The 19,473-nt window shown below is 62.3% G+C and carries 17 protein-coding genes and 2 pseudogenes; 16 read left to right on the plus strand and 3 right to left on the minus strand.

Annotated features, from left to right (window positions below):
- Positions 1–54: 54 nt before the first annotated feature.
- From phaZ to LU682_RS27255, 3 genes are read left to right on the plus strand one after another with little or no spacing between them, the layout of a single operon-like run.
- Positions 55–906 carry a poly(3-hydroxyalkanoate) depolymerase gene (phaZ, locus tag LU682_RS27245; protein ID WP_010955567.1) on the plus strand — a complete coding sequence of 284 codons (852 nt, stop codon included), beginning with the start codon at positions 55–57 and terminating at the stop codon, positions 904–906.
- 49 nt (positions 907–955) lie between these two features.
- Positions 956–2,638, plus strand: a complete 1,683-nt coding sequence (gene phaC, locus LU682_RS27250) for a class II poly(R)-hydroxyalkanoic acid synthase (protein WP_060488921.1) — start codon at positions 956–958, stop codon at positions 2,636–2,638.
- 12 nt (positions 2,639–2,650) lie between these two features.
- The gene (locus LU682_RS27255; RefSeq protein ID WP_010955569.1) at positions 2,651–3,265 is read left to right on the plus strand and encodes a TetR/AcrR family transcriptional regulator; all 615 of its coding nucleotides are present in this window, start codon (positions 2,651–2,653) and stop codon (positions 3,263–3,265) included.
- Between the two features lie 111 nt (positions 3,266–3,376).
- Here the strand turns inward: LU682_RS27255 and LU682_RS27260 are convergent, their stop codons facing one another.
- A complete protein-coding gene (locus tag LU682_RS27260; protein ID WP_010955570.1) occupies positions 3,377–4,162 on the minus strand; it encodes a phasin family protein in 786 nt (261 codons plus the stop codon).
- A gap of 10 nt (positions 4,163–4,172) precedes the next feature.
- Positions 4,173–4,592, minus strand: a complete 420-nt coding sequence (locus LU682_RS27265; RefSeq protein WP_010955571.1) for a phasin family protein — start codon at positions 4,590–4,592, stop codon at positions 4,173–4,175.
- A gap of 447 nt (positions 4,593–5,039) precedes the next feature.
- Between LU682_RS27265 and LU682_RS27270 the strand changes: the two genes are divergently transcribed.
- Positions 5,040–9,533, plus strand: coding sequence for a DUF6543 domain-containing protein (locus LU682_RS27270; protein ID WP_232014111.1), 4,494 nt, complete (start codon positions 5,040–5,042; stop codon positions 9,531–9,533).
- Between the two features lie 18 nt (positions 9,534–9,551).
- On the opposite strand, the gene LU682_RS27275 is transcribed toward LU682_RS27270, so the two are convergent.
- Positions 9,552–9,827: a polyhydroxyalkanoic acid system family protein gene (locus LU682_RS27275; protein ID WP_003249289.1), complete on the minus strand. Its 276-nt coding sequence runs from the start codon at positions 9,825–9,827 to the stop codon at positions 9,552–9,554.
- 124 nt (positions 9,828–9,951) lie between these two features.
- On the opposite strand from LU682_RS27275, the gene ubiE reads away from it, so the two are divergent.
- The 12 genes and pseudogenes from ubiE to LU682_RS30130 all read left to right on the plus strand — a co-directional run.
- Positions 9,952–10,722, plus strand: a complete 771-nt coding sequence (gene ubiE / locus LU682_RS27280) for a bifunctional demethylmenaquinone methyltransferase/2-methoxy-6-polyprenyl-1,4-benzoquinol methylase UbiE (protein ID WP_004576729.1) — start codon at positions 9,952–9,954, stop codon at positions 10,720–10,722.
- On the plus strand, positions 10,722–11,345 hold the full coding sequence (locus LU682_RS27285; RefSeq protein WP_010955574.1) for a ubiquinone biosynthesis accessory factor UbiJ: 624 nt from the start codon (positions 10,722–10,724) through the stop codon (positions 11,343–11,345). Before ubiE ends, LU682_RS27285 begins: the two co-directional genes overlap by 1 nt.
- Positions 11,342–12,964 carry a ubiquinone biosynthesis regulatory protein kinase UbiB gene (gene ubiB, locus LU682_RS27290; RefSeq protein ID WP_049587492.1) on the plus strand — a complete coding sequence of 541 codons (1,623 nt, stop codon included), beginning with the start codon at positions 11,342–11,344 and terminating at the stop codon, positions 12,962–12,964. Before LU682_RS27285 ends, ubiB begins: the two co-directional genes overlap by 4 nt.
- A 72-nt stretch (positions 12,965–13,036) precedes the next feature.
- Positions 13,037–13,429 carry a phosphoribosyl-AMP cyclohydrolase gene (gene hisI, locus LU682_RS27295; RefSeq protein ID WP_003249284.1) on the plus strand — a complete coding sequence of 131 codons (393 nt, stop codon included), beginning with the start codon at positions 13,037–13,039 and terminating at the stop codon, positions 13,427–13,429.
- A 1-nt stretch (position 13,430) separates the two neighbouring features.
- Positions 13,431–13,766, plus strand: coding sequence for a phosphoribosyl-ATP diphosphatase (locus LU682_RS27300; protein WP_003249283.1), 336 nt, complete (start codon positions 13,431–13,433; stop codon positions 13,764–13,766).
- Between the two features lie 81 nt (positions 13,767–13,847).
- Entirely contained in the window at positions 13,848–14,120 is a 273-nt protein-coding gene (locus LU682_RS27305) for a twin-arginine translocase TatA/TatE family subunit (RefSeq protein WP_010955575.1), read from the plus strand.
- A gap of 3 nt (positions 14,121–14,123) precedes the next feature.
- A complete protein-coding gene (gene tatB / locus LU682_RS27310) occupies positions 14,124–14,501 on the plus strand; it encodes a Sec-independent protein translocase protein TatB (RefSeq protein WP_010955576.1) in 378 nt (125 codons plus the stop codon).
- Positions 14,498–15,286 (plus strand): twin-arginine translocase subunit TatC, encoded by a 789-nt coding sequence (gene tatC / locus LU682_RS27315; RefSeq protein ID WP_010955577.1) that lies wholly within the window; start codon positions 14,498–14,500, stop codon positions 15,284–15,286. The genes tatB and tatC overlap by 4 nt, the downstream gene beginning before the upstream one ends.
- On the plus strand, positions 15,283–15,990 hold the full coding sequence (locus tag LU682_RS27320; protein WP_010955578.1) for a 16S rRNA (uracil(1498)-N(3))-methyltransferase: 708 nt from the start codon (positions 15,283–15,285) through the stop codon (positions 15,988–15,990). Before tatC ends, LU682_RS27320 begins: the two co-directional genes overlap by 4 nt.
- 218 nt (positions 15,991–16,208) lie before the next feature.
- Positions 16,209–17,105 (plus strand): annotated as a pseudogene (locus LU682_RS30120) (methyl-accepting chemotaxis protein); the annotation flags it as partial.
- A 198-nt stretch (positions 17,106–17,303) separates the two neighbouring features.
- Positions 17,304–18,008 carry a methyl-accepting chemotaxis protein gene (locus LU682_RS30125; RefSeq protein ID WP_371321097.1) on the plus strand — a complete coding sequence of 235 codons (705 nt, stop codon included), beginning with the start codon at positions 17,304–17,306 and terminating at the stop codon, positions 18,006–18,008.
- Positions 18,009–18,265: 257 nt separating this feature from the next.
- Positions 18,266–19,306: pseudogene (locus LU682_RS30130) on the plus strand (methyl-accepting chemotaxis protein); the annotation flags it as partial.
- Positions 19,307–19,473 lie beyond the last annotated feature (167 nt).

Raw genomic sequence — 19,473 nt, forward strand, 5'->3', positions numbered from 1 at the left:
GCCGTGGCGGCCTGCACGGCGCCACGGTGTTTACTTCACCCAAGAGTCACGTGCATGCCGCAACCCTATATTTTCAGGACCGTCGAGCTGGACAACCAGTCCATCCGCACCGCTGTTCGCCCCGGCAAGCCGCACCTGACGCCGTTGCTGATCTTTAACGGCATCGGCGCCAACCTCGAGCTGGTGTTCCCGTTCATCGATGCACTTGACCCGGACCTGGAAGTCATCGCCTTTGATGTGCCCGGGGTCGGCGGCTCGTCTACGCCACGCAACCCGTACCGCTTCCCTGGGCTGGCCAAGCTGACCGCGCGGATGCTCGACTACCTCGACTACGGCCAGGTCAACGTCATCGGCGTGTCCTGGGGCGGCGCCCTGGCCCAGCAGTTTGCTCACGATTACCCCGAGCGCTGCAAGAAGCTGGTGCTGGCCGCCACCGCTGCCGGTGCGGTAATGGTGCCAGGCAAGCCCAAGGTGCTGTGGATGATGGCCAGCCCCCGGCGTTACGTGCAGCCATCGCATGTCATCCGCATTGCGCCGATGATCTATGGCGGCGGCTTCCGACGTGACCCCGACCTGGCCATGCACCATGCCGCCAAGGTGCGCTCCGGCGGCAAGCTGGGCTACTACTGGCAGCTGTTCGCAGGGCTCGGCTGGACCAGCATCCACTGGCTGCACAAGATCCGGCAGCCCACCCTGGTACTGGCTGGCGACGACGACCCGTTGATCCCGCTGATCAACATGCGCCTGCTGGCCTGGCGGATTCCCAATGCCCAGCTACACATTATCGACGACGGCCATCTGTTCCTGATCACCCGTGCCGAAGCCGTCGCCCCGATCATCATGAAGTTCCTGCAGGAAGAACGTCAGCGTGCGGTCATGCATCCCCGTCCGGCCTCGGGGGGGTGAAACAGCTGCGGCCTGACAGGGGAAATGGATCAGACGAGGGAGTGTTGCCATGACAGACAAACCGGCCAAAGGATCGACAACGCTCCCCGCCACCCGCATGAACGTGCAGAACGCCATCCTCGGCCTGCGCGGCCGCGACCTGCTTTCCACGCTGCGCAACGTCGGCCGCCACGGCCTGCGCCACCCGCTGCATACCGCGCATCATCTGCTGGCGCTTGGCGGGCAGTTGGGGCGGGTGATGCTGGGGGACACGCCCTACCAGCCGAACCCGCGTGACGCACGCTTCAGTGACCCGACCTGGAGCCAGAACCCGTTCTACCGCCGCGGCCTGCAAGCCTATCTGGCCTGGCAGAAGCAGACACGCCAGTGGATCGATGAAAGCCATTTGAACGACGATGATCGAGCCCGCGCCCACTTCCTGTTCAACCTGATCAACGATGCGCTGGCGCCCAGCAACTCACTGCTCAATCCGTTGGCGGTCAAGGAGCTGTTCAACACCGGCGGCCAGAGCCTGGTGCGCGGCGTGGCTCACCTGCTCGACGACCTGCGTCACAACGATGGGCTGCCTCGTCAGGTGGACGAGCGCGCCTTCGAAGTGGGCGTTAACCTGGCCGCAACCCCTGGCGCAGTGGTATTTCGCAACGAGCTGCTGGAGCTGATCCAGTACTCGCCGATGAGCGAAAAGCAGCACGCACGCCCACTGCTGGTCGTGCCGCCTCAGATCAACAAGTTCTACATCTTCGACCTCAGCGCGACCAACAGCTTCGTCCAGTACATGCTCAAAAGCGGCTTGCAGGTGTTCATGGTCAGCTGGCGCAACCCCGACCCACGCCACCGTGAATGGGGCCTTTCCAGCTATGTGCAAGCCCTGGAGGAAGCGCTCAATGCCTGCCGCAGTATCAGCGGCAACCGCGACCCCAACCTGATGGGTGCCTGTGCCGGCGGCCTGACCATGGCCGCACTGCAAGGCCATCTGCAAGCCAAGAAGCAATTGCGCCGGGTGCGCAGTGCCACGTATCTGGTCAGCTTGCTGGACAGCAAGTTCGAAAGCCCGGCCAGCCTGTTCGCCGATGAGCAGACCATCGAAGCGGCCAAGCGACGCTCCTATCAGTGTGGCGTGCTGGACGGTGGTGAAGTGGCGCGGATCTTCGCCTGGATGCGGCCCAACGACCTGATCTGGAACTACTGGGTAAACAACTACCTGCTCGGCAAGACACCGCCGGCGTTCGACATCCTGTACTGGAATGCCGACAGCACGCGCCTGCCCGCCGCGCTGCATGGCGACCTGCTGGAGTTTTTCAAGCTCAACCCCTTGACCTACGCGTCCGGGCTGGAGGTGTGCGGTACGCCGATCGACCTGCAGCAGGTCAATATCGACAGCTTTACCGTGGCCGGCAGCAACGACCACATCACACCATGGGATGCGGTGTACCGCTCGGCCTTGCTGCTGGGTGGCGAGCGGCGCTTCGTGCTGGCCAACAGCGGGCATATCCAGAGCATCATCAACCCGCCAGGCAACCCCAAGGCCTACTACCTGGCCAACCCCAAGCTGAGCAGCGACCCACGCGCCTGGTTCCACGACGCCAAGCGCAGTGAAGGCAGCTGGTGGCCGTTGTGGCTGGAGTGGATCACCGCACGCTCCGGCCTGCTCAAGGCACCGCGTACTGAACTGGGCAACGCCACTTACCCACCGCTAGGCCCCGCGCCAGGCACCTACGTGCTGACCCGATGAGCTGCTGACTGGATGAAAACCCGCGATCGTATCCTTGAATGCGCCCTGCAGTTGTTCAACCAGCAGGGCGAACCCAACGTATCCACCCTGGAAATTGCCAACGAACTCGGCATCAGCCCAGGCAACCTGTACTACCACTTCCATGGCAAGGAGCCCTTGGTTCTGGGCTTGTTCGAGCGTTTTGAAGAAGCGTTGATGCCGTTGCTGGACCCACCGCTGGAGGTGCGGCTGGACGCAGAGGATTACTGGCTGTTTCTGCACTTGATCGTCGAGCGCATGGCTCAGTACCGCTTCCTGTTCCAGGACCTGTCCAACCTGACCGGGCGCCTGCCCAAACTCGCCCGAGGCATGCGCAGCCTGATCAATGCAATCAAACGCACGCTGGCGGCGCTGTTGGCCAGCCTCAAGAGCCAGGGGCTGGTAGAAAGTGATACCCAGGCGCTGGGGCAACTGGTCGAGCAGATCACACTGACGCTGATGTTCTCGCTGGATTACCAGCGTGTGCTGGGGCGCGAGGGGGATGTGGGGATCGTGGTGTATCAGGTGATGATGCTGGTGGCGCCGCATCTGCAGGCCCAGGCCCGGGCGGCGGCGGAGCAGCTGGCAGTGAAGTACCTGGAGGGGTAGGCCTGCTGGAGATGTAGTGTTGCAGCCGACGCATTCGCGGGTAAACCCGCTCCTACAAGGTTTGGCGCATCTTGTAGGAGCGGGTTTACCCGCGAAGAAGGCGACGCGGTATCAGATCAGGGTACCGGTGCCAGTCGGTGCCGACGGCGTGCTGCTGGCCGGGGTGGCGGCAGTTGCCGGTGCTGTGGTCGCTGCAGGCGCAGCGCTGGCAGCTGGTGCTGCTGGTTTGGCCGCTGCCGGTTTGGCTGGAGCTTTCTTCACCGCAGGTTTCTTGGCTGCCGCAGGTTTGGCCGCTGCAGGCTTGGCTGCTGGCTTAGCTGCAGGTTTTTCCGCTGCGGTTTTGGCTGCGGGTTTGGCCGCTGCGGTTTTGCCAGCAGGTTTGGCCGCCGCCGTTTTCGCCGCAGGCTTAGCTGCTGCCTTGGCCAGTGGCTTGGCCGCAGCCTTGCTTGCAGCCGGCTTGGTTGCTGCAGCGCGCGACGAAATCGGCGTAACCGAAGCACCGGTCAGCTTCTCGATCTGCTTGGTCAGGCTGTCCACCTGCTGGTGCAGTGCCTTGATCTCGTTGCGGCTCGGCACGCCAAGGCGCGAGATGGCGCTGTTAAGGCGCTTGTCGAAGGCTTCTTCAAGTTCGCTCCACTTGCCCAGCGCACGGTCCTTCACGCCCGACACCCGCGAAGTGGTCGAAGACTTGGCAGTCTCGGCAACATCTTCAGCCGTCTTTTTCGCCTGCTTCTCGGCCTTCTCGCCATCCTTCACCAGCGAGTCGAACAGCTTCGGGCCGTCCTGGTCGATCTTCGAATAGATACCCAGCCCCGCCAGCCAGATCTTGCGGGAGTATTTCTCGATCCCGCCGACCCAGGAGCTGCCTTCTTTTTCGGTGTTCTTCTTGCCAGCCATCCTGCTCTCCTTATGGTTTGTGCGCGACGCGCTCAAGCAGCTCATGCAACTGTTCAAGCTTGATCGACAACGCCTCAACGTCATGTTTAGACGGAATACCCAGGCGATTCAAGGCGCGACCGACCCGTGCGTCGAAAGCTTTTTCGATCTTGTCGAGTTGAATTTCTACCTTGCCGCGTACGCGGCTCACTTCTTCACCGACTTCGTCAAGCTGGTGGTTGGCCGCATCGAGCTCTTTGTCGATGCGCTTCTTGCCGCGCTTCTCGACACCTTCACCCGCCCTGACCAGCTCTTTGAAGTAGTCAGCGCCTTCCTGACCGACGCGGGCGTAGGCGCCGATACCGGCCAGCCAGATCTTGCGCGCATAGCCGCGCACCTCGCCAAGCGTGTCCAGGGCTTCGTCTTTTTTCTTCGCAATCACTTTGGCCATGCTGTGTACCTCATGCTCATGAGTGGTGGAAAACCGCCCATGGAGGCTGGGCTTGAGCATTAAGGTAGGGAAGAAAATTAGAAACCTCACCCTAAGGTCGTCGTTGTCGCATCTATATACCGCAAGCCCCGTTGACCACAGCGCTAGCGTCGCAGGCTTCACCTCACGGACATCGACGCCATGACTGCTGTAGCAAACCCACCCAGGCTGACGTTCAAGCAAAGCGTGGCAGCCTGTTTCTCCAAACGACCCAGCCTGAGGGACGTCTTATCAAAAGAAGCATTTCAGGTTTTCAGCGACCGGTATCCATGGTTGCACCGCAACCACCCTCACATCACATCGCTCGATCCTTTCGTCATCCTGCATGAACCGGCCAGCACAGGTGATCTCCCAGGTCAGAGCGGGCTGCTGGACGAGCTTCTCAGGCATTTTCTGGCCAAGGAACGTGTGCAACTAAGCGCCGCAGACAAGCTGAGCATCAGCCCACCCCATGTGTTTCAAATTCAGGAGCAAGGCCCGGACAACATCCGCCAACCCGAAATCATGCCGGACCTGTCGAAGCTCAACGATGACTTCGATACAGTGCTTGGCGTGTTGATACCCGCCTTCCAGCAAGCCCAGATCGGCTTCTGGAACGGGCTCGACGAAGACAGCCAAGTCTCGCGCATGCTCTGGCTGGAGCACACCATCAAGGCTGCATTGCTCGAGAACCTCCCTCGCCAAGGCCTGGCAGATGATGCAAAAGCTGCAATGTACGCCCTGCTCGACGGGGTACACGACAGCCTGGCTGTCGAGGCGATACAAGTCACGCTCGGAACGGATGGCGGGGCACACACCGTTACCCTACCGGATCTATTGCTCATCACCACAAGTGGCAACCGCAACCTGGTTCTGCAATGCAAGCCCTGCGGTTCGGTTCGTCGCCATGTCGACCTGCCCAGCTTTGCCACTGCGCTGCAACGGCAGCTAGCGCAACGCTATCGCTTCGAGGCGTTGTCCTGGGCGCACAGACCGGTGATCGGACAGCCTTTCGCCTTCCAGGCCAGGCAGCTGCTGAACGATATCCTTGACGACATCGGACGCCTGCGTCTTGGTGGCCTGGCAACCGTCGACGAGCTGGAGCGACAACTGCGCCAGGTAAGCGACCCGTCAGCTTACTTCTTCGACCTGCCTTCGCAGGAACGAACTGCGCCCGCTGTCAGCCCACCGCGATGGCTGCTCAATGCCAGCGCTGAGGACCGCTACGCCTATCACACGGCACTGCTCGATCTGGCGGCGAACCAAGGTCGGTCGAAGGGCTGCACATCGCTGGGCGATGTCGAAGATATCCGTGATTACGCCGCTCGCCGCTTGCGTGAGACCCTGCAGACCAGCTATCCAGACAAGGCAGTACACGACCCGAACGATGTGCACATCCGCATTTCCCAAGCCATCATCGGCGCCGGCACACAAGGGCAGTCACTGTTCTTGCGCACGGTGCCCCTGACCGACTTGGCAGTTTCACGCCTGCGGCTGGAGGCTGGCGAGGTGATGAGCGGGATGAATTTCGAGGACGGCTCGCCTGTGACCGACTGGCTGAGCATCGACCAGATCAGGGGCCTGATTCATCAGGTCGACATCGGCGGTCACTACCCCTCCTACCTGAAGGACCAAGTCAACACCCAACCGCGCAGGGCCGAGCGAATCCGACAGCATGCCAGGGAATGGCGTTACGCCCTTCGGTTCAGCACCCTGAAAGCCAAGATCGAGCAACAGCTTGGCGAAACGGCAAGCCAGGCAATTCTCAGGTTCTGCCAGCGCATGTCCAATGGCGTGGACCTTCTGCGCATCGCCCCCCTGGCGTTTCTTTGCGCACCTGGCGCTTCGGCAAGCGATGTGGCGCACGGGATGTTCATTATCGAAATACCGGCAAGCGGCAGCTGGGTCTTGTACCGCCCCTTCTATGCCGACAGGGCGTTGCAGGAATTTCCGACCCTCGAATTGCTGATGGACGCAATCCGCAACAGGGGCGAACTGCAAGAGAGCGTATTGGCCTGGCTCGACGATGACGCGCGCCCGATTTACCAGAACGACGGGTTCAAGCACCCGCACTTGCACCCGAACATTACAGCGCTGACGCACTTGCTCAATGTGCCGGTCGAGCTACTGGACGGCCTTTTGCAACGCCTCAGACGCCCGGTCCAGGTCTCGTTCGAGGCGTGGACGGAAGATCTGGACACCCACCTGTTCAACGCGCGTATCGAGACCATGTTATTGGCCTCAGCCAGCAACAGCGTCTCCAATGCCCAGGAAGTGCGGGCTTTGGTGAAGGAGGCTGCGTGGGCGATCTTCAATACCGTCACCCAACTTTGGCATGGCCCGATGACCACGCTGGTGTGGCTGGTGGTGGCGCTGTCGGCAGCCAAGGAAGACGTGGAGGCGCTGATCAAGCGCAGCGGTGACAACAAGATCGTCGCAGCCATAGACCTGATCACCAACCTGGCCTTGCTCCTTGCCCACCGCCCTGCAACGCCACCCACCAACAGCGAAGAGGCCGCTACGCTCCGTTTTTCAGGCCCTGCGCCGAAGGAAGATTCCCCGCCGCCAGCGCTCGAGCAGCCACAGGAGAAACCCTGGCAGGCCCCCGTCGAGCCGCCGCCGCCCAGGATCATGCGGGTAAATGCCTGGCGTGAGGAGCAGAGCCTGAGCAAGCTGTCGCCCCAGGTGCGTCAGTCAATGGCCCAATTGCAGGCTTCGCAGCCGCTGGAAGGGCACGTGCCACTGGCTAAGGGCCGTCTGCGGGGGCTGTACAGCATCGCCGACCGGTACTACGTCAAGCTCGGCGATGACGCCTATGAGGTCATCGAGACCTGGAACGGCATGCAGATCATCGGGCCCGAGCCGAGCAGCAGCGAATGGGTGTCGCAATGGAATGGCGACCCGGACGGTTACCACATCGTGGGTCGTGAACGGCAAAAAGGGCCATGGCTTACGCGCTGGCATGAACAATGGACTTTGAACGTGAGCCTCTTTGGCGGCATGCCAAAGGACAGGCACACCATCAACGCTGAAAACCGCCAACGGTTCGACACGTTGAGTGCAACCGCCACGGCGAATCAACAAATGCTTAATCAGATGGCGCCACTGATGGAACGCAGCCAAGTGCAACTGCAGGCTTATGACGACCTCGCTCTGGAGTACAGCATGGCTATCGACGCACTGCCTGCACATGAGCGCGCTTCACCGCCGCCAGCATTGCAGGTTCAGAGGCAAGCACTCAAAGCCCAACGCCTGCGCCATTTGCCGGAAATCCGGGCATCCGCGCTCTACCTGGAACGGCAGAGCACGCTGCTGCATGGAAACATTGAAGTATTCAAGGAGATGGCCGAACCCAGGTTCAGCAAATTCGACACCCGAGCCCCGAACCGACGCCGATACGGCAATTGGTACGGTGCAGCCATCGAAAACGACATGCTGCTGTGCCGCCGCTTGCTGGAGCAGGTCGACCACCAGGCGCTGAGCGCACAGTCCATCGGGCTGCCCCGCGTTCCAGAGACTGCCGAGCAGATACAGCAATACCTCGATTATCGCGAACGGGTCCGCGATTCCAGCCAGGCCAGCCGCCGCCTGCTTGTCGTCAGTCAGCGGCTGGATCGGATCCTGGCGGAAACACTGCAGGACCCCAAGATCGATTTTCCCAATAAAGCCACGAAACTAGCCAAGACCATTGAACGCAGGACGTATTCGACACTGGTCATTCGGGCCCAGCTGCTCAGTGACCTGGCCTACCTCGCTGTGGACAAGACCCGCCTCACTGCGGACACGGCCGAGGATTTGCTTGCGATGCGCGCGCCGCTCAGCGGCATCGAATTCAGCCGCACAATATGGAGCCACGACGGGCTGGCAGCCACCGAAGAGACGGCCCAGGTCAAAGCCGAACTGCTTGAGGATATCCTTCAGAAATACCGTAACGTGCTGGATCGCGCCCAATACATGAGGACACTGGACTCGCCTGCGCTGGTCGCTGACGTGCTGGACGAATACATACGCGAACTGTCCAGCATTACCCAGATCACGGAGCAGCAACTGAGCGCGACCCTGACCAACCTCGACAGCGGCATCAGCCCCCCCTCGCCAGCGCCCTACCATCGCCCCGCAACGATCAGGCGCCGGGTCATCCGCGTTGACCGAGGTCGACCGCTGCTGGTGGAAATCGACCAAATGGGCAACCGGGCCATCCAGCGCAGTGCATTCAACCAGGAGCCTGCGGGCAGTTTCGCGCAACGCGACGGGGTGTGGCATGCCGTGCCTGAGCAAGCGCGGCCGGCCCCGCGCGACCGGGCACAGCTTCGCCAGCGAGCAAACCGCCTGCTGGCAGAGGTGGATGGAAAAATCGCCTTCGCCGCTCACTATGCCGATGAGCCCAACAGCCTGAGCGACTTTCTGGAATGGCCGGCCGGTGACATGCGCGAAGTCCAGCAGCAACTGACCGAGCTGAACAACCCACTGGATTCCAGCTTGGTCGACCTCCTTCGGGCTGCGGTAGACCGCATCCATCAAGAGAGGCTTCGGCTGCTCACCGACGCGTATCTGAACACCCGCCATCCCGACGGCAAGGCCCTTCGCTTCCTGGCTGAGCAGAAGCGGATTCGGATAAGGCAGACCGTGATTCGCCGGCAGCTACGTCACGCCAATGATTACCTCGACGTCTACGAGATTCGCGATGTGCAAGCGCCACAGCGGGTACTGTGGGAGGCGCATTTTCACTACCCCAGCCTCGAAGCGAGGGGGCATGACTTCGTCAAGGGCCACCTCAAATTCTGGGATGCAGGTGTAAGGGGCCGAAAGGCCATGCTCGAGCAGGCCGCAGACGCACACGAGCGCATCGCGATCTACCGCGGCGATCTGCGCCTGGAGCAGGTGATTGGCATCATTCCCTTTCCGGCGGACGCGCCGCAGTAATCTGAGAGCGGCTCTGGCTCAGGCCAGGGCCTTGTCCAGCGCCCGCTCGATCTCACCCTTGATGGTGCCGCTCATCATCGACAGCATCATGCCCAGCTTCAATTCGACACGGATGCTGTCGTCGCCAATGTGCACACTGCCATTGGCGCCACTGCGCGCAACGTCCACCCGGTCACCGTTCCAGGTGGCCTTGAGGTCGTACTCACGGCTGAGCTTGTCGACCAGCGCTTCGGCCTTGGCGCGGGCGGCATCACGGCCGAGGGAGTGTTTGCGTTCGACGCTGATCTGGGTCATGCGGGCGTTCCTGAAGATGTAGACATAATGAGCATTATGCCCGCCCCTGCCCACTGGCACACCCCGCCAAGACAAATCCGCCCGTTCGCCCTAGAATGGCGGTAATTTTTTCCGGTGAAGCGATATGAACGACCAGCGCAAAGGCGACCACGCCGAACCCACCACCCATTTCGGCTACCAGGACGTGCCTGAAAGCCAGAAAGCGAAGAAAGTCGCCGAAGTGTTCCACTCGGTAGCAGCCAAGTACGACCTGATGAACGACGTGCTTTCCGGCGGCATGCACCGCCTGTGGAAGCGCTTTACCATCGAGCTGTCGGGCGTGCGCAGCGGCAACCGCGTGCTGGACATCGCCGGCGGTACCGGTGACCTGGCGGCCAAGTTCTCGCGTCTTGTCGGGCCGACCGGGCAGGTGGTGCTGGCCGACATCAACGATTCGATGCTCAAGGTTGGCCGTGACCGCCTGCTTGACCGTGGCGTGGCCGGCAACATCGAGTTCGTCCAGGCCGACGCTGAAAAGCTGCCGTTCCCGGACAACCACTTCGACTGCGTGACCATCGCTTTCGGCCTGCGCAACGTCACCCACAAGGACGCCGCCATCCGTTCGATGCTGCGCGTGCTCAAGCCCGGTGGCCGCCTGTTGATCCTGGAGTTCTCCAAGCCGACCAACAAGCTGATGTCCAAGGCCTACGACGCCTACTCGTTCGCCTTCATGCCGCTGGCTGGCAAGCTGATCACCAATGACGCCGAGAGCTACCGTTACCTCGCCGAGTCGATCCGCATGCACCCGGACCAGGAAACCCTGAAGAGCATGATGGTCGAGGCCGGCTTCGACCGCGTCACCTACCACAACATGACCAGCGGCATCGTTGCCGTGCACCGGGGGATCAAGCCCTGATGTTGCTGGCCGGGCTGCTCGCCAGCGTCGAACATGGCCTGAACCGCGTCCTGCGCCTGGACAGCACGGCCCTGCCGCGGCTGGCCGCGCTGGAAGGCAAGGTCATCGAGATCGACTGCCGCCAACCGGCCCTGCAGGTGTTCATCCTGCCCGATGAAGAGGGCCTGATGCTCGCCGCCCATTGGCAGGGCGAGGTCGACTGCCGCCTGCGCGCCCCCGCCGGTAGCCTGGCGCAACTGGCCTTGGTCAAGGACAAGACCGCTGTGCTGCACAGCCCGCAGGTCGAGCTGCACGGCGACAGCGCCGTACTGCTCGACCTGTTCGGTGTGCTGCAGGACCTGGAGCTGGACTGGGAGCACGAGCTGCAACGCTGGCTTGGCCCGGTCGCCACGGCAATGCTGGCCGGCCATATCCGCCTGCGCGCTCGCTGGACTCGCCAAGGCCTGGCACGTTTCAGCCAGAACCTGTCCGAATACCTGGCCGAAGAATCCCGTACCCTGGTCGGCAAGCGCGAGGCCGAAGCCGCCTTCAGCGAGCTCGATGCCTTGAAGCTTGATACAGAACGCCTCGAAGCGCGCCTCAAGCGCCTGTCCCGATCCCTTGATACCAGCGATAACGCATGAAGCTGCTCGCCGTCCGACGTCTTTTTCGCATCCAGCGTGTGGTGATCCGCTACCGCCTCGATGACCTGCTGTTCGATCAGCCCTTGCTGCCCTGGTGGCTGGCCAGCCTGCGCCTGTTGATGCCGTGGCGCTGGCTGCCACGCAAGCCCACCGAACTCAGCCGTGGCGCGCGCCTGCGCCTGGCACTGCAAGACCTGGGGCCGATCTTCATCAAGTTCGGCCAGCTGCTGTCCACCCGCCGCGATCTCCTGCCCCCCGACATCGCCGACGAGCTGATGCTGTTGCAGGACCGTGTGCCACCGTTCGACCCGACACAAGCCGTGGCCTTGATCGAGGAACAGCTCGGTGCGAAGGTCGGCGAGGTGTTCAGCCGCTTCGACGTCGAGCCTCTGGCCTCGGCCTCGGTGGCCCAGGTGCACGCCGCACGTCTTAAAACCGGCGAAGAGGTGGTGGTCAAGGTGGTGCGCCCGGGCCTGAAGCCGGTCATCGCCCAGGACCTGGCCTGGCTGTTCCTGATCGCCAAGGCCGCCGAACGCGCCTCGGCGGATGCCCGTCGGCTGCACCCGGTGGAAATCGTCGGCGACTACGAAAAAACCATCTACGACGAGCTCGACCTGCTGCGCGAGGCTGCCAACGCCAGCCAGCTGCGGCGCAACTTCGAAGACTCCGAGCTGATGTACGTGCCCCAGGTGTACTGGGACCTGTGCCGCCCCAAGGTGCTGGTGATGGAGCGCATCTACGGCGTACCGGTGACCGACATGGCCACCTTGGCCGACCAGCGCACCGACATGAAGCTGCTGGCCGAGCGCGGCGTGGAAGTGTTCTTCACCCAGGTGTTCCGCGACAGCTTCTTCCATGCCGACATGCACCCCGGCAACATCTTCGTCAGCACGGTCAAACCGTGGAGCCCGCAGTACATTGCCATCGACTGCGGCATCGTCGGCAGCCTCACCGCCGAGGACCAGGACTACCTGGCGCGCAACCTGTTTGCGTTCTTCAAGCGTGACTACCGCCGCGTCGCCCAGTTGCACATCGACTCGGGCTGGGTGCCGGCAAACACCAAGGTCAACGAGTTCGAAGCAGCGATTCGCACCGTGTGCGAGCCGATCTTCGAGAAACCGTTAAAAGATATTTCCTTCGGGCAGGTGCTGATGCGCCTGTTCCAGACTGCACGACGCTTCAACATGGAAGTGCAGCCACAGCTGGTATTGCTGCAGAAAACCCTGCTCAACATCGAAGGCCTGGGCCGTCAGCTGTACCCCGACCTGGACCTGTGGAGCACCGCCAAGCCGTACCTCGAACGCTGGATGCGCGACCGCTATAGCCCCAAGGCCGTGTTCGGCAACCTGCACAGCCAGGTAGAGCAACTGCCGCACCTGGCCGGCATGACCCGCGACCTGCTCGAACGCCTGTCGCAGCCTCACCTGCACGATCCACAATTGCCGGAACGGCGCCGCCAGGGCGACCGCTGGGCGCTGCGCCTGCTGGGCGCCGGCCTGCTCGGCGGTGGCGCAGTCTTGGCCGCAGGCGCTGCCGAAACCGCCAGCCTGGCCGCCCCGGCCGCCTGGCCCGCGTGGCTGATGCTGGCTGCGGGCCTTTACCTGATCGTGCGCCAATAGCCAGCCGCGCCTGTGGCTGGCACACTAGCGCAAAGGGCCCGGCACAGGAGCGGGCCCGCTTTGGAGTCGACGATGAAAGACTGGCTGGACGAGATCAAGTGGAACAGCGATGGCCTGGTACCGGCGATCGCCCAGGACCACAAGACCGGACGCGTGCTGATGATGGCCTGGATGAACCGTGAATCGCTGGCCCTGACCGCCGCCGAGCAGCGTGCCATCTACTGGTCGCGTTCGCGTGGCAAGCTGTGGCGTAAAGGCGAGGAGTCCGGGCATGTGCAAAAACTGCATGAGTTGCGCCTGGACTGTGACGCCGACGTGATCATCCTGATGGTCGAGCAACTGGGCCATATCGCCTGCCATACCGGTCGTGAAAGCTGCTTCTACCGCGTCTATGAAGACGGCCAGTGGAAAATCGTCGACCCGGTCCTGAAGGACCCGGATGCCATCTACAGCGCAGGACACTGACATGAGCGACACCCTCAACCGCCTGGCCGAAGTGCTTGAAGAACGCAAGCAAGCGGCGCCTGACAGCTCTTACGTGGCCAGCCTGTACCACAAGGGCCTGAACAAGATCCTTGAAAAGCTCGGCGAAGAGTCGGTCGAAACGATCATTGCGGCCAAGGATGCCCAGATCAGCAAGGATTACAGCGATGTCATCTACGAAACCGCCGACCTGTGGTTTCATAGCCTGGTGATGCTCAGCGCGCTGGGCCAGCATCCGCAAGCCGTGCTGGATGAACTGGAACGCCGCTTCGGGCTTTCCGGGCATGATGAAAAGGCCGCACGCCAGCCATCTGCCTGATGTTTTATCGGGGACGCCCGCTCCCACAGGCGCCGGGTTGCCGCATCGATATGCTGTACACACAATTTTCAGGAGTACGAAATGGGTATCTTTGACTGGAAACACTGGATCGTCCTGCTGGTCGTCGTGGTCCTGGTGTTCGGCACCAAGAAGCTGAAGAACTTCGGCAGCGACCTGGGCGAGTCGATCAAGGGCTTCCGCAAGGCCATGAACGAAGAAGAGACCAAGCCGGCCGAGCAGACTCCGCCGCCTGCCCAGCCTGTGCCACCGGTGCAAAACACCGCGCAGCCGCAGCAAGGCCACACCATCGAAGGCCAGGCCCACCCGGTCCAAGAGCCGCAGCGGAAAGACTGACCCATGTTCGGCATGAGTTTCAGCGAGCTGCTGCTCGTCGGCCTGGTCGCCCTGCTGGTGCTCGGCCCCGAGCGCCTGCCGGGTGCCGCGCGCACGGCAGGGCTGTGGATCGGCCGGCTCAAACGCAGCTTCAACAGCATCAAGATGGAAGTGGAGCGCGAAATAGGCGCCGACGACATCCGCCGCCAACTGCATAACGAGCACATCCTGCAGATGGAAGAGGAAGCCAAGCGTATCCTCAACCCAATGACGCCACCCGCGCAGCCGCCGGTCACCACGGCCAGCGTGCAGCCACCTGCCGGGCTCGAAGCCAAGCCGGTCGAAGCACCCGCTGCCCCGGCCGCACCGTCTGAACCGCCTCAACCGCCGCGAGCCCCATGAGCGAGAACCCGGAACACGACCAGCCAATGCCGCTGGTTTCGCACCTGACCGAACTGCGCACCCGCCTGCTGCGCTGCGTTGCCGTCATTTTCCTGATCTTTGCCGGGCTGTTCTCCTTCGCCCAGCAGATCTACACACTGGTTTCCGCGCCACTGCGCGAGCACTTGCCGGCCAATGCAACGATGATCGCCACCGATGTGGCCTCGCCGTTCCTCACGCCGTTCAAGCTGACCATGATCGTCTCGCTGTTCCTGGCCATCCCGTTCATCCTTCAGCAGATCTGGGGGTTTATCGCGCCAGGGCTGTACCGCCATGAAAAGCGCATCGCCATTCCACTGTTGGTGTCGAGCATCTTCCTGTTCTATGCCGGTATGGCATTCGCCTATTTCCTGGTATTCCCGCTGATCTTCGGTTTCTTCGCCAGCGCTACACCAGAAGGCGTTTCGATGATGACCGACATCGCAAGCTACCTCGACTTCGTGATGACGCTGTTCTTCGCCTTTGGCGTGGCCTTCGAAATCCCAGTGGCGGTGGTGCTGCTGGTGTGGATCGGCGTGGTCGACGTGAAGTACCTGAAGAAAGTCCGCCCGTATGTGATCATCGGCTGCTTCGTGGTCGGCATGGTCCTCACCCCACCGGACATCTTCTCCCAGACCCTGCTGGCCGTGCCCATGTGGCTGCTGTTCGAGATCGGCGTGCTGTGCGGCAGCCTGATCCGCAAGCGCAGCGCCCACGACGAAACCGCCGACGACCATAACGACCAGCCACCAGCGACCCAACCGTGAACCTGTTGCTTCTTGAAGAGGCCGACTTCGTCTCGGCCAACCGCGTCGTTCTTGCTGATCGGCGCTTCACCCATATGCAGGAAATCCACCGCGTGGCAGTGGGCGACAACCTGCGCGTGGGCCGTATCAACGGCCTGATGGGCAGGGCCACGGTGCTGCGCCTGGAAAAGCACGAAGCCGAACTTGAAGTGGCCTTCGACCAGCAGCCACCGGCCAAGCTGCCGCTGACCCTGGTGCTGGCGGTGCCTCGCCCCAAAATGCTGCGACGGCTGTTCCAGACCGTAGCCACGCTGGGCGTGCCGCGGCTGATCCTGCTGAACAGCTACAAGGTCGAGAAAAGCTTCTGGCAAACGCCCTTTCTGCAGCCCGACACCATTCGCGAGAACCTGATCCTGGGCCTGGAACAGGCGCGTGACACCGTGCTGCCCGAGGTGATCATCGAAAAGCGCTTCAAGCCTTTTGTCGAAGACCGCCTGCCCACCATCGCCGCTGGCACCCTGGGCCTGGTCGGCCACCCCGGCCCTTACCCAGCCTGTCCGCGCGCCGTAGAACAAGCCGTTACCCTGGCCATCGGCCCTGAGGGTGGCTGGATCCCCTACGAGGTCGACCTGCTGGGCAAGGCAGGCCTGGCGCCGGTACAGCTGGGTGATCGCATCTTGCGGGTGGAGACCGCCGTCACCGCGCTGCTTTCGCGTATTTTCTGACACAAACACCCCTTCTTCGCCCATCAAGTTTCCCCCTCCCGGGCCGATGGCCTTGGCAACAATACAATTATTTGTGCTGCCAAGCCGCCGGGGAGTCGAACATGTATCAATGGTTAGCCCAATCGCTGGGCAATGTGAGCGTCAATCGCAAACTGGGGCTGGGTTTCGGCCTGGTGCTTCTGTTGACCTTGGCGATTACCCTGACCGGCTGGCACGGCATGGACAGCATCATCGACCGTGGCGACAAACTGGGAAACATCTCGGTTATCCAGCAATACACCCAGGAATTGCGCATCGCCCGCCAGCAGTACGATCGCCGCCGCGACGACGCTTCGCTGGCAGAACTGGAAAAAGCCCTGAGCAACCTCGACCGCCAGGTGCAGCTGATGCTTGGCCAGATCGAACAACCCGCCGATCACCAACGCCTCGAACAGCAACGCGAGGCAGTGCGCATCTACCAGCAGGCATTCAACGAGCTGAAGCAGGCCGACCAACGCCGCGAAGCCAGCCGTGATGTACTGGGTAGCAGCGCCGATAAGGCCGTGGATTTGATAGGCCGCGTACAGCGTAGCCTGCTGCAAGGCGCAAACATCAACCAGTACCAGCACGCGGTGGACGTCAGCGCCCTGCTGCAACAAGCGCGTTTCCAGGTGCGTGGCTACACCTACAGCGGCAATGCCGATTACCAGCAAACGGCACTGAAGGCCATCGACCAGGCCTTGGCCGAGCTGCGTGCACTGCCGGCCAAAGTGCCAGCCGAACATGCTGCCAGCCTGGATGATGCCGCCACAGCCATGGGCGGCTACCGCGATGCGGTCACCCAGTTCGGCAATGCCCAGCTCGCCAGCGAGCAAGCGCTGCAACGCATGGTTGAACAAGGCACGGTACTGCTGCAGGCCAGCGAGATGATGACCGCTTCGCAAACCGAGGTGCGCGATGCCGCTGCCGCGCAGGCCAAAACACTGCTCACGGTTGCCACCGTGCTGGCACTGGCCCTTGGCCTGCTGGCCGCCTGGGCCATTACCCGGCAGATCATCATTCCGCTGCGCCAAACACTGCGCGCCGCAGAGCGTGTGGCCAGTGGAGACCTGACCCAGAGCCTGCAGGTACAACGCCGCGACGAACTGGGCCAATTGCAGGCCAGCATGCATCGCATGACCCAAGGTTTGCGTGAACTGATCGGCGGCATTGGCGATGGCGTGACGCAGATCGCCAGCGCTGCCGAGGAGCTGTCGGCGGTGACAGAACAGACCAGCGCCGGGGTCAACAATCAGAAGGTCGAAACCGACCAGGTGGCGACTGCGATGAACCAGATGACTGCCACCGTGCACGAAGTGGCACGCAATGCCGAACAGGCTTCGGAAGCCGCCTTGATGGCCGACCAGCAGGCCCGCGAGGGTGATCGCGTGGTGGGCGAGGCAGTGGCACAGATCGAGCGCCTGGCCAGCGAAGTGGTCAACTCCAGCGAAGCGATGAACCTGCTCAAGACCGAAAGCGACAAGATCGGCAGCGTACTCGACGTAATCAAATCGGTGGCCCAGCAAACCAACCTTCTGGCCCTCAACGCGGCAATCGAAGCCGCCCGCGCCGGTGAGGCCGGGCGTGGCTTTGCCGTGGTTGCCGACGAAGTGCGCAGCTTGGCCCAGCGCACACAGCAGTCGACCGAAGAGATCGAAGAGTTGATTGCCGGCCTGCAAAGCGGCACCCAACGGGTGGCCAGCGTGATGGACAACAGCCGCCAACTGACCGACAGCAGCGTAGAGCTGACCCGCCGCGCCGGCAGCTCGCTGGAAACCATCACCCGCACGGTGTCGTCGATCCAGGCGATGAACCAGCAGATTGCCACGGCGGCCGAGGAGCAGACGGCGGTGGCCGAAGAAATCAACCGCAGCGTGATGAATGTGCGTGATATTTCCGACCAGACCTCGGCGGCCAGTGAGGAGACGGCCAGCTCCAGCGTGGAACTGGCGCGGTTGGGTACCCATTTGCAAGGGTTGGTTGGGCGGTTCAGGCTGTGATCTGAACTAGCGGTCGCCCGGTCGGGCCTCTTCGCGGGTAAACCCGCTAATGGGCCAAGCCGGCTGGCCAATCTCCACCCGCCGTTCACCATTGCCGCCGCGAAGAGACCGGCACAGGACGAAATATATCCTACTGTTCGCGGCGAATTTTCCTACTTGATTATCAGGTCAAGTCCTACAGCTCCGCTGCCGATGGGCAGAGATGTGATGCCAGCCATGCGCCTGCATCCTTTCTCTCACTCGCTCGGAGATTCCCCATGCTTGGCTCCCTCAACCGCAAGCTCGGCAACATCAGTGTCGCCGCCAAGCTGGCCCTCGGCTTTGCCGTGGTCCTGCTGCTCACCCTGGCCACCACCATCAGCGGCTGGCGTGCCCTGGATGGTGCCATCGTGCGCTCACAGCAACTCAGCGAAATAGGCCTGATCAACGACCTGACAAAAGACCTGCGCGCGGAACGCATCACCTACCGCGTGCTCAACGACGATGCCAGCAAAGCACGCATCAGCAACATCCTCGACCAGCTCAACAGCATGCTGACCACCCTGCAGCAACGCAGCAATGTCGATGAGTCACGGCAGTTGCTGACAGAAAAAATGGCATTGTTACAGCGTCTGCGCGACAACTTCAGCGAACTGCAGCGCAGCGTCGCCAGCCGTGTAGCCCTGCGTGAAGCCCTGCAGTCACAGGAGCATGCACTCAGCGAGGCGATTGACCAACTGCAGACCCAGGCCTTGCTGAAAATGCCTGACGACAGTCAGCAAAGTGGTGTGCTGGGCCTGATGGACACCCTCAGCCGGCATGTCGAAGGTGCCAACCAGCAAAGCCTGGTTCCAGCCTACACCTTCGTCCCGGTCGAGGATTTTGCCAAAGTCGGTGATAACGCCCTGAACGCCGCCGACAGTAGCCTTGCGCAACTGCTTGAAGGCCTTGCGCCCCTGGGCTTGCCACGCGCCATCAGTGAGCAACCCGGTGTCGAGCTGAGCAAGTACCGCACCAGCCTGGATCAGTACCGCCGCGCCGCCGTACGCGTCGAGCAGTTGCAGAACAACATGGAAATCATGGGCAATGAGCTGCGAACGGTGAGCCTCGACCTGGGCAAACGCAAAGTCGAACAACGCGACAGAGAGGCCCTGGCCGCCCGGTCGCTGCTGACCAGTGTGGCGCTGCTGGCAATGGTTGTAGGGGCGCTGGCCGCCTGGCTGATCACCTTGCAGATCACCCAGCCGTTGCGCCAGACGCTGGCTGTGGCCGCCCGCATCGCCAAGGGGGACCTGAGCCAGGTCGACACCGTGCAACGTCGCGACGAAATGGGCCAGCTGCAAACCAGCATGCGCGAGATGACCTTGAGCCTGCGCGACCTGATCGGCGGCATTGATCAGGGTGTCGGCCAGCTGTCACAGGCCGCCACGCAGTTGGCGGCCAGTAGCGAAGACACCAAGCTGCGCATCAATCAGCAGCGCGAGGA

The sequence above is a fragment of the Pseudomonas alloputida genome (genome assembly GCF_021283545.2).
GTDB lineage: Bacteria > Pseudomonadota > Gammaproteobacteria > Pseudomonadales > Pseudomonadaceae > Aquipseudomonas > Aquipseudomonas alloputida.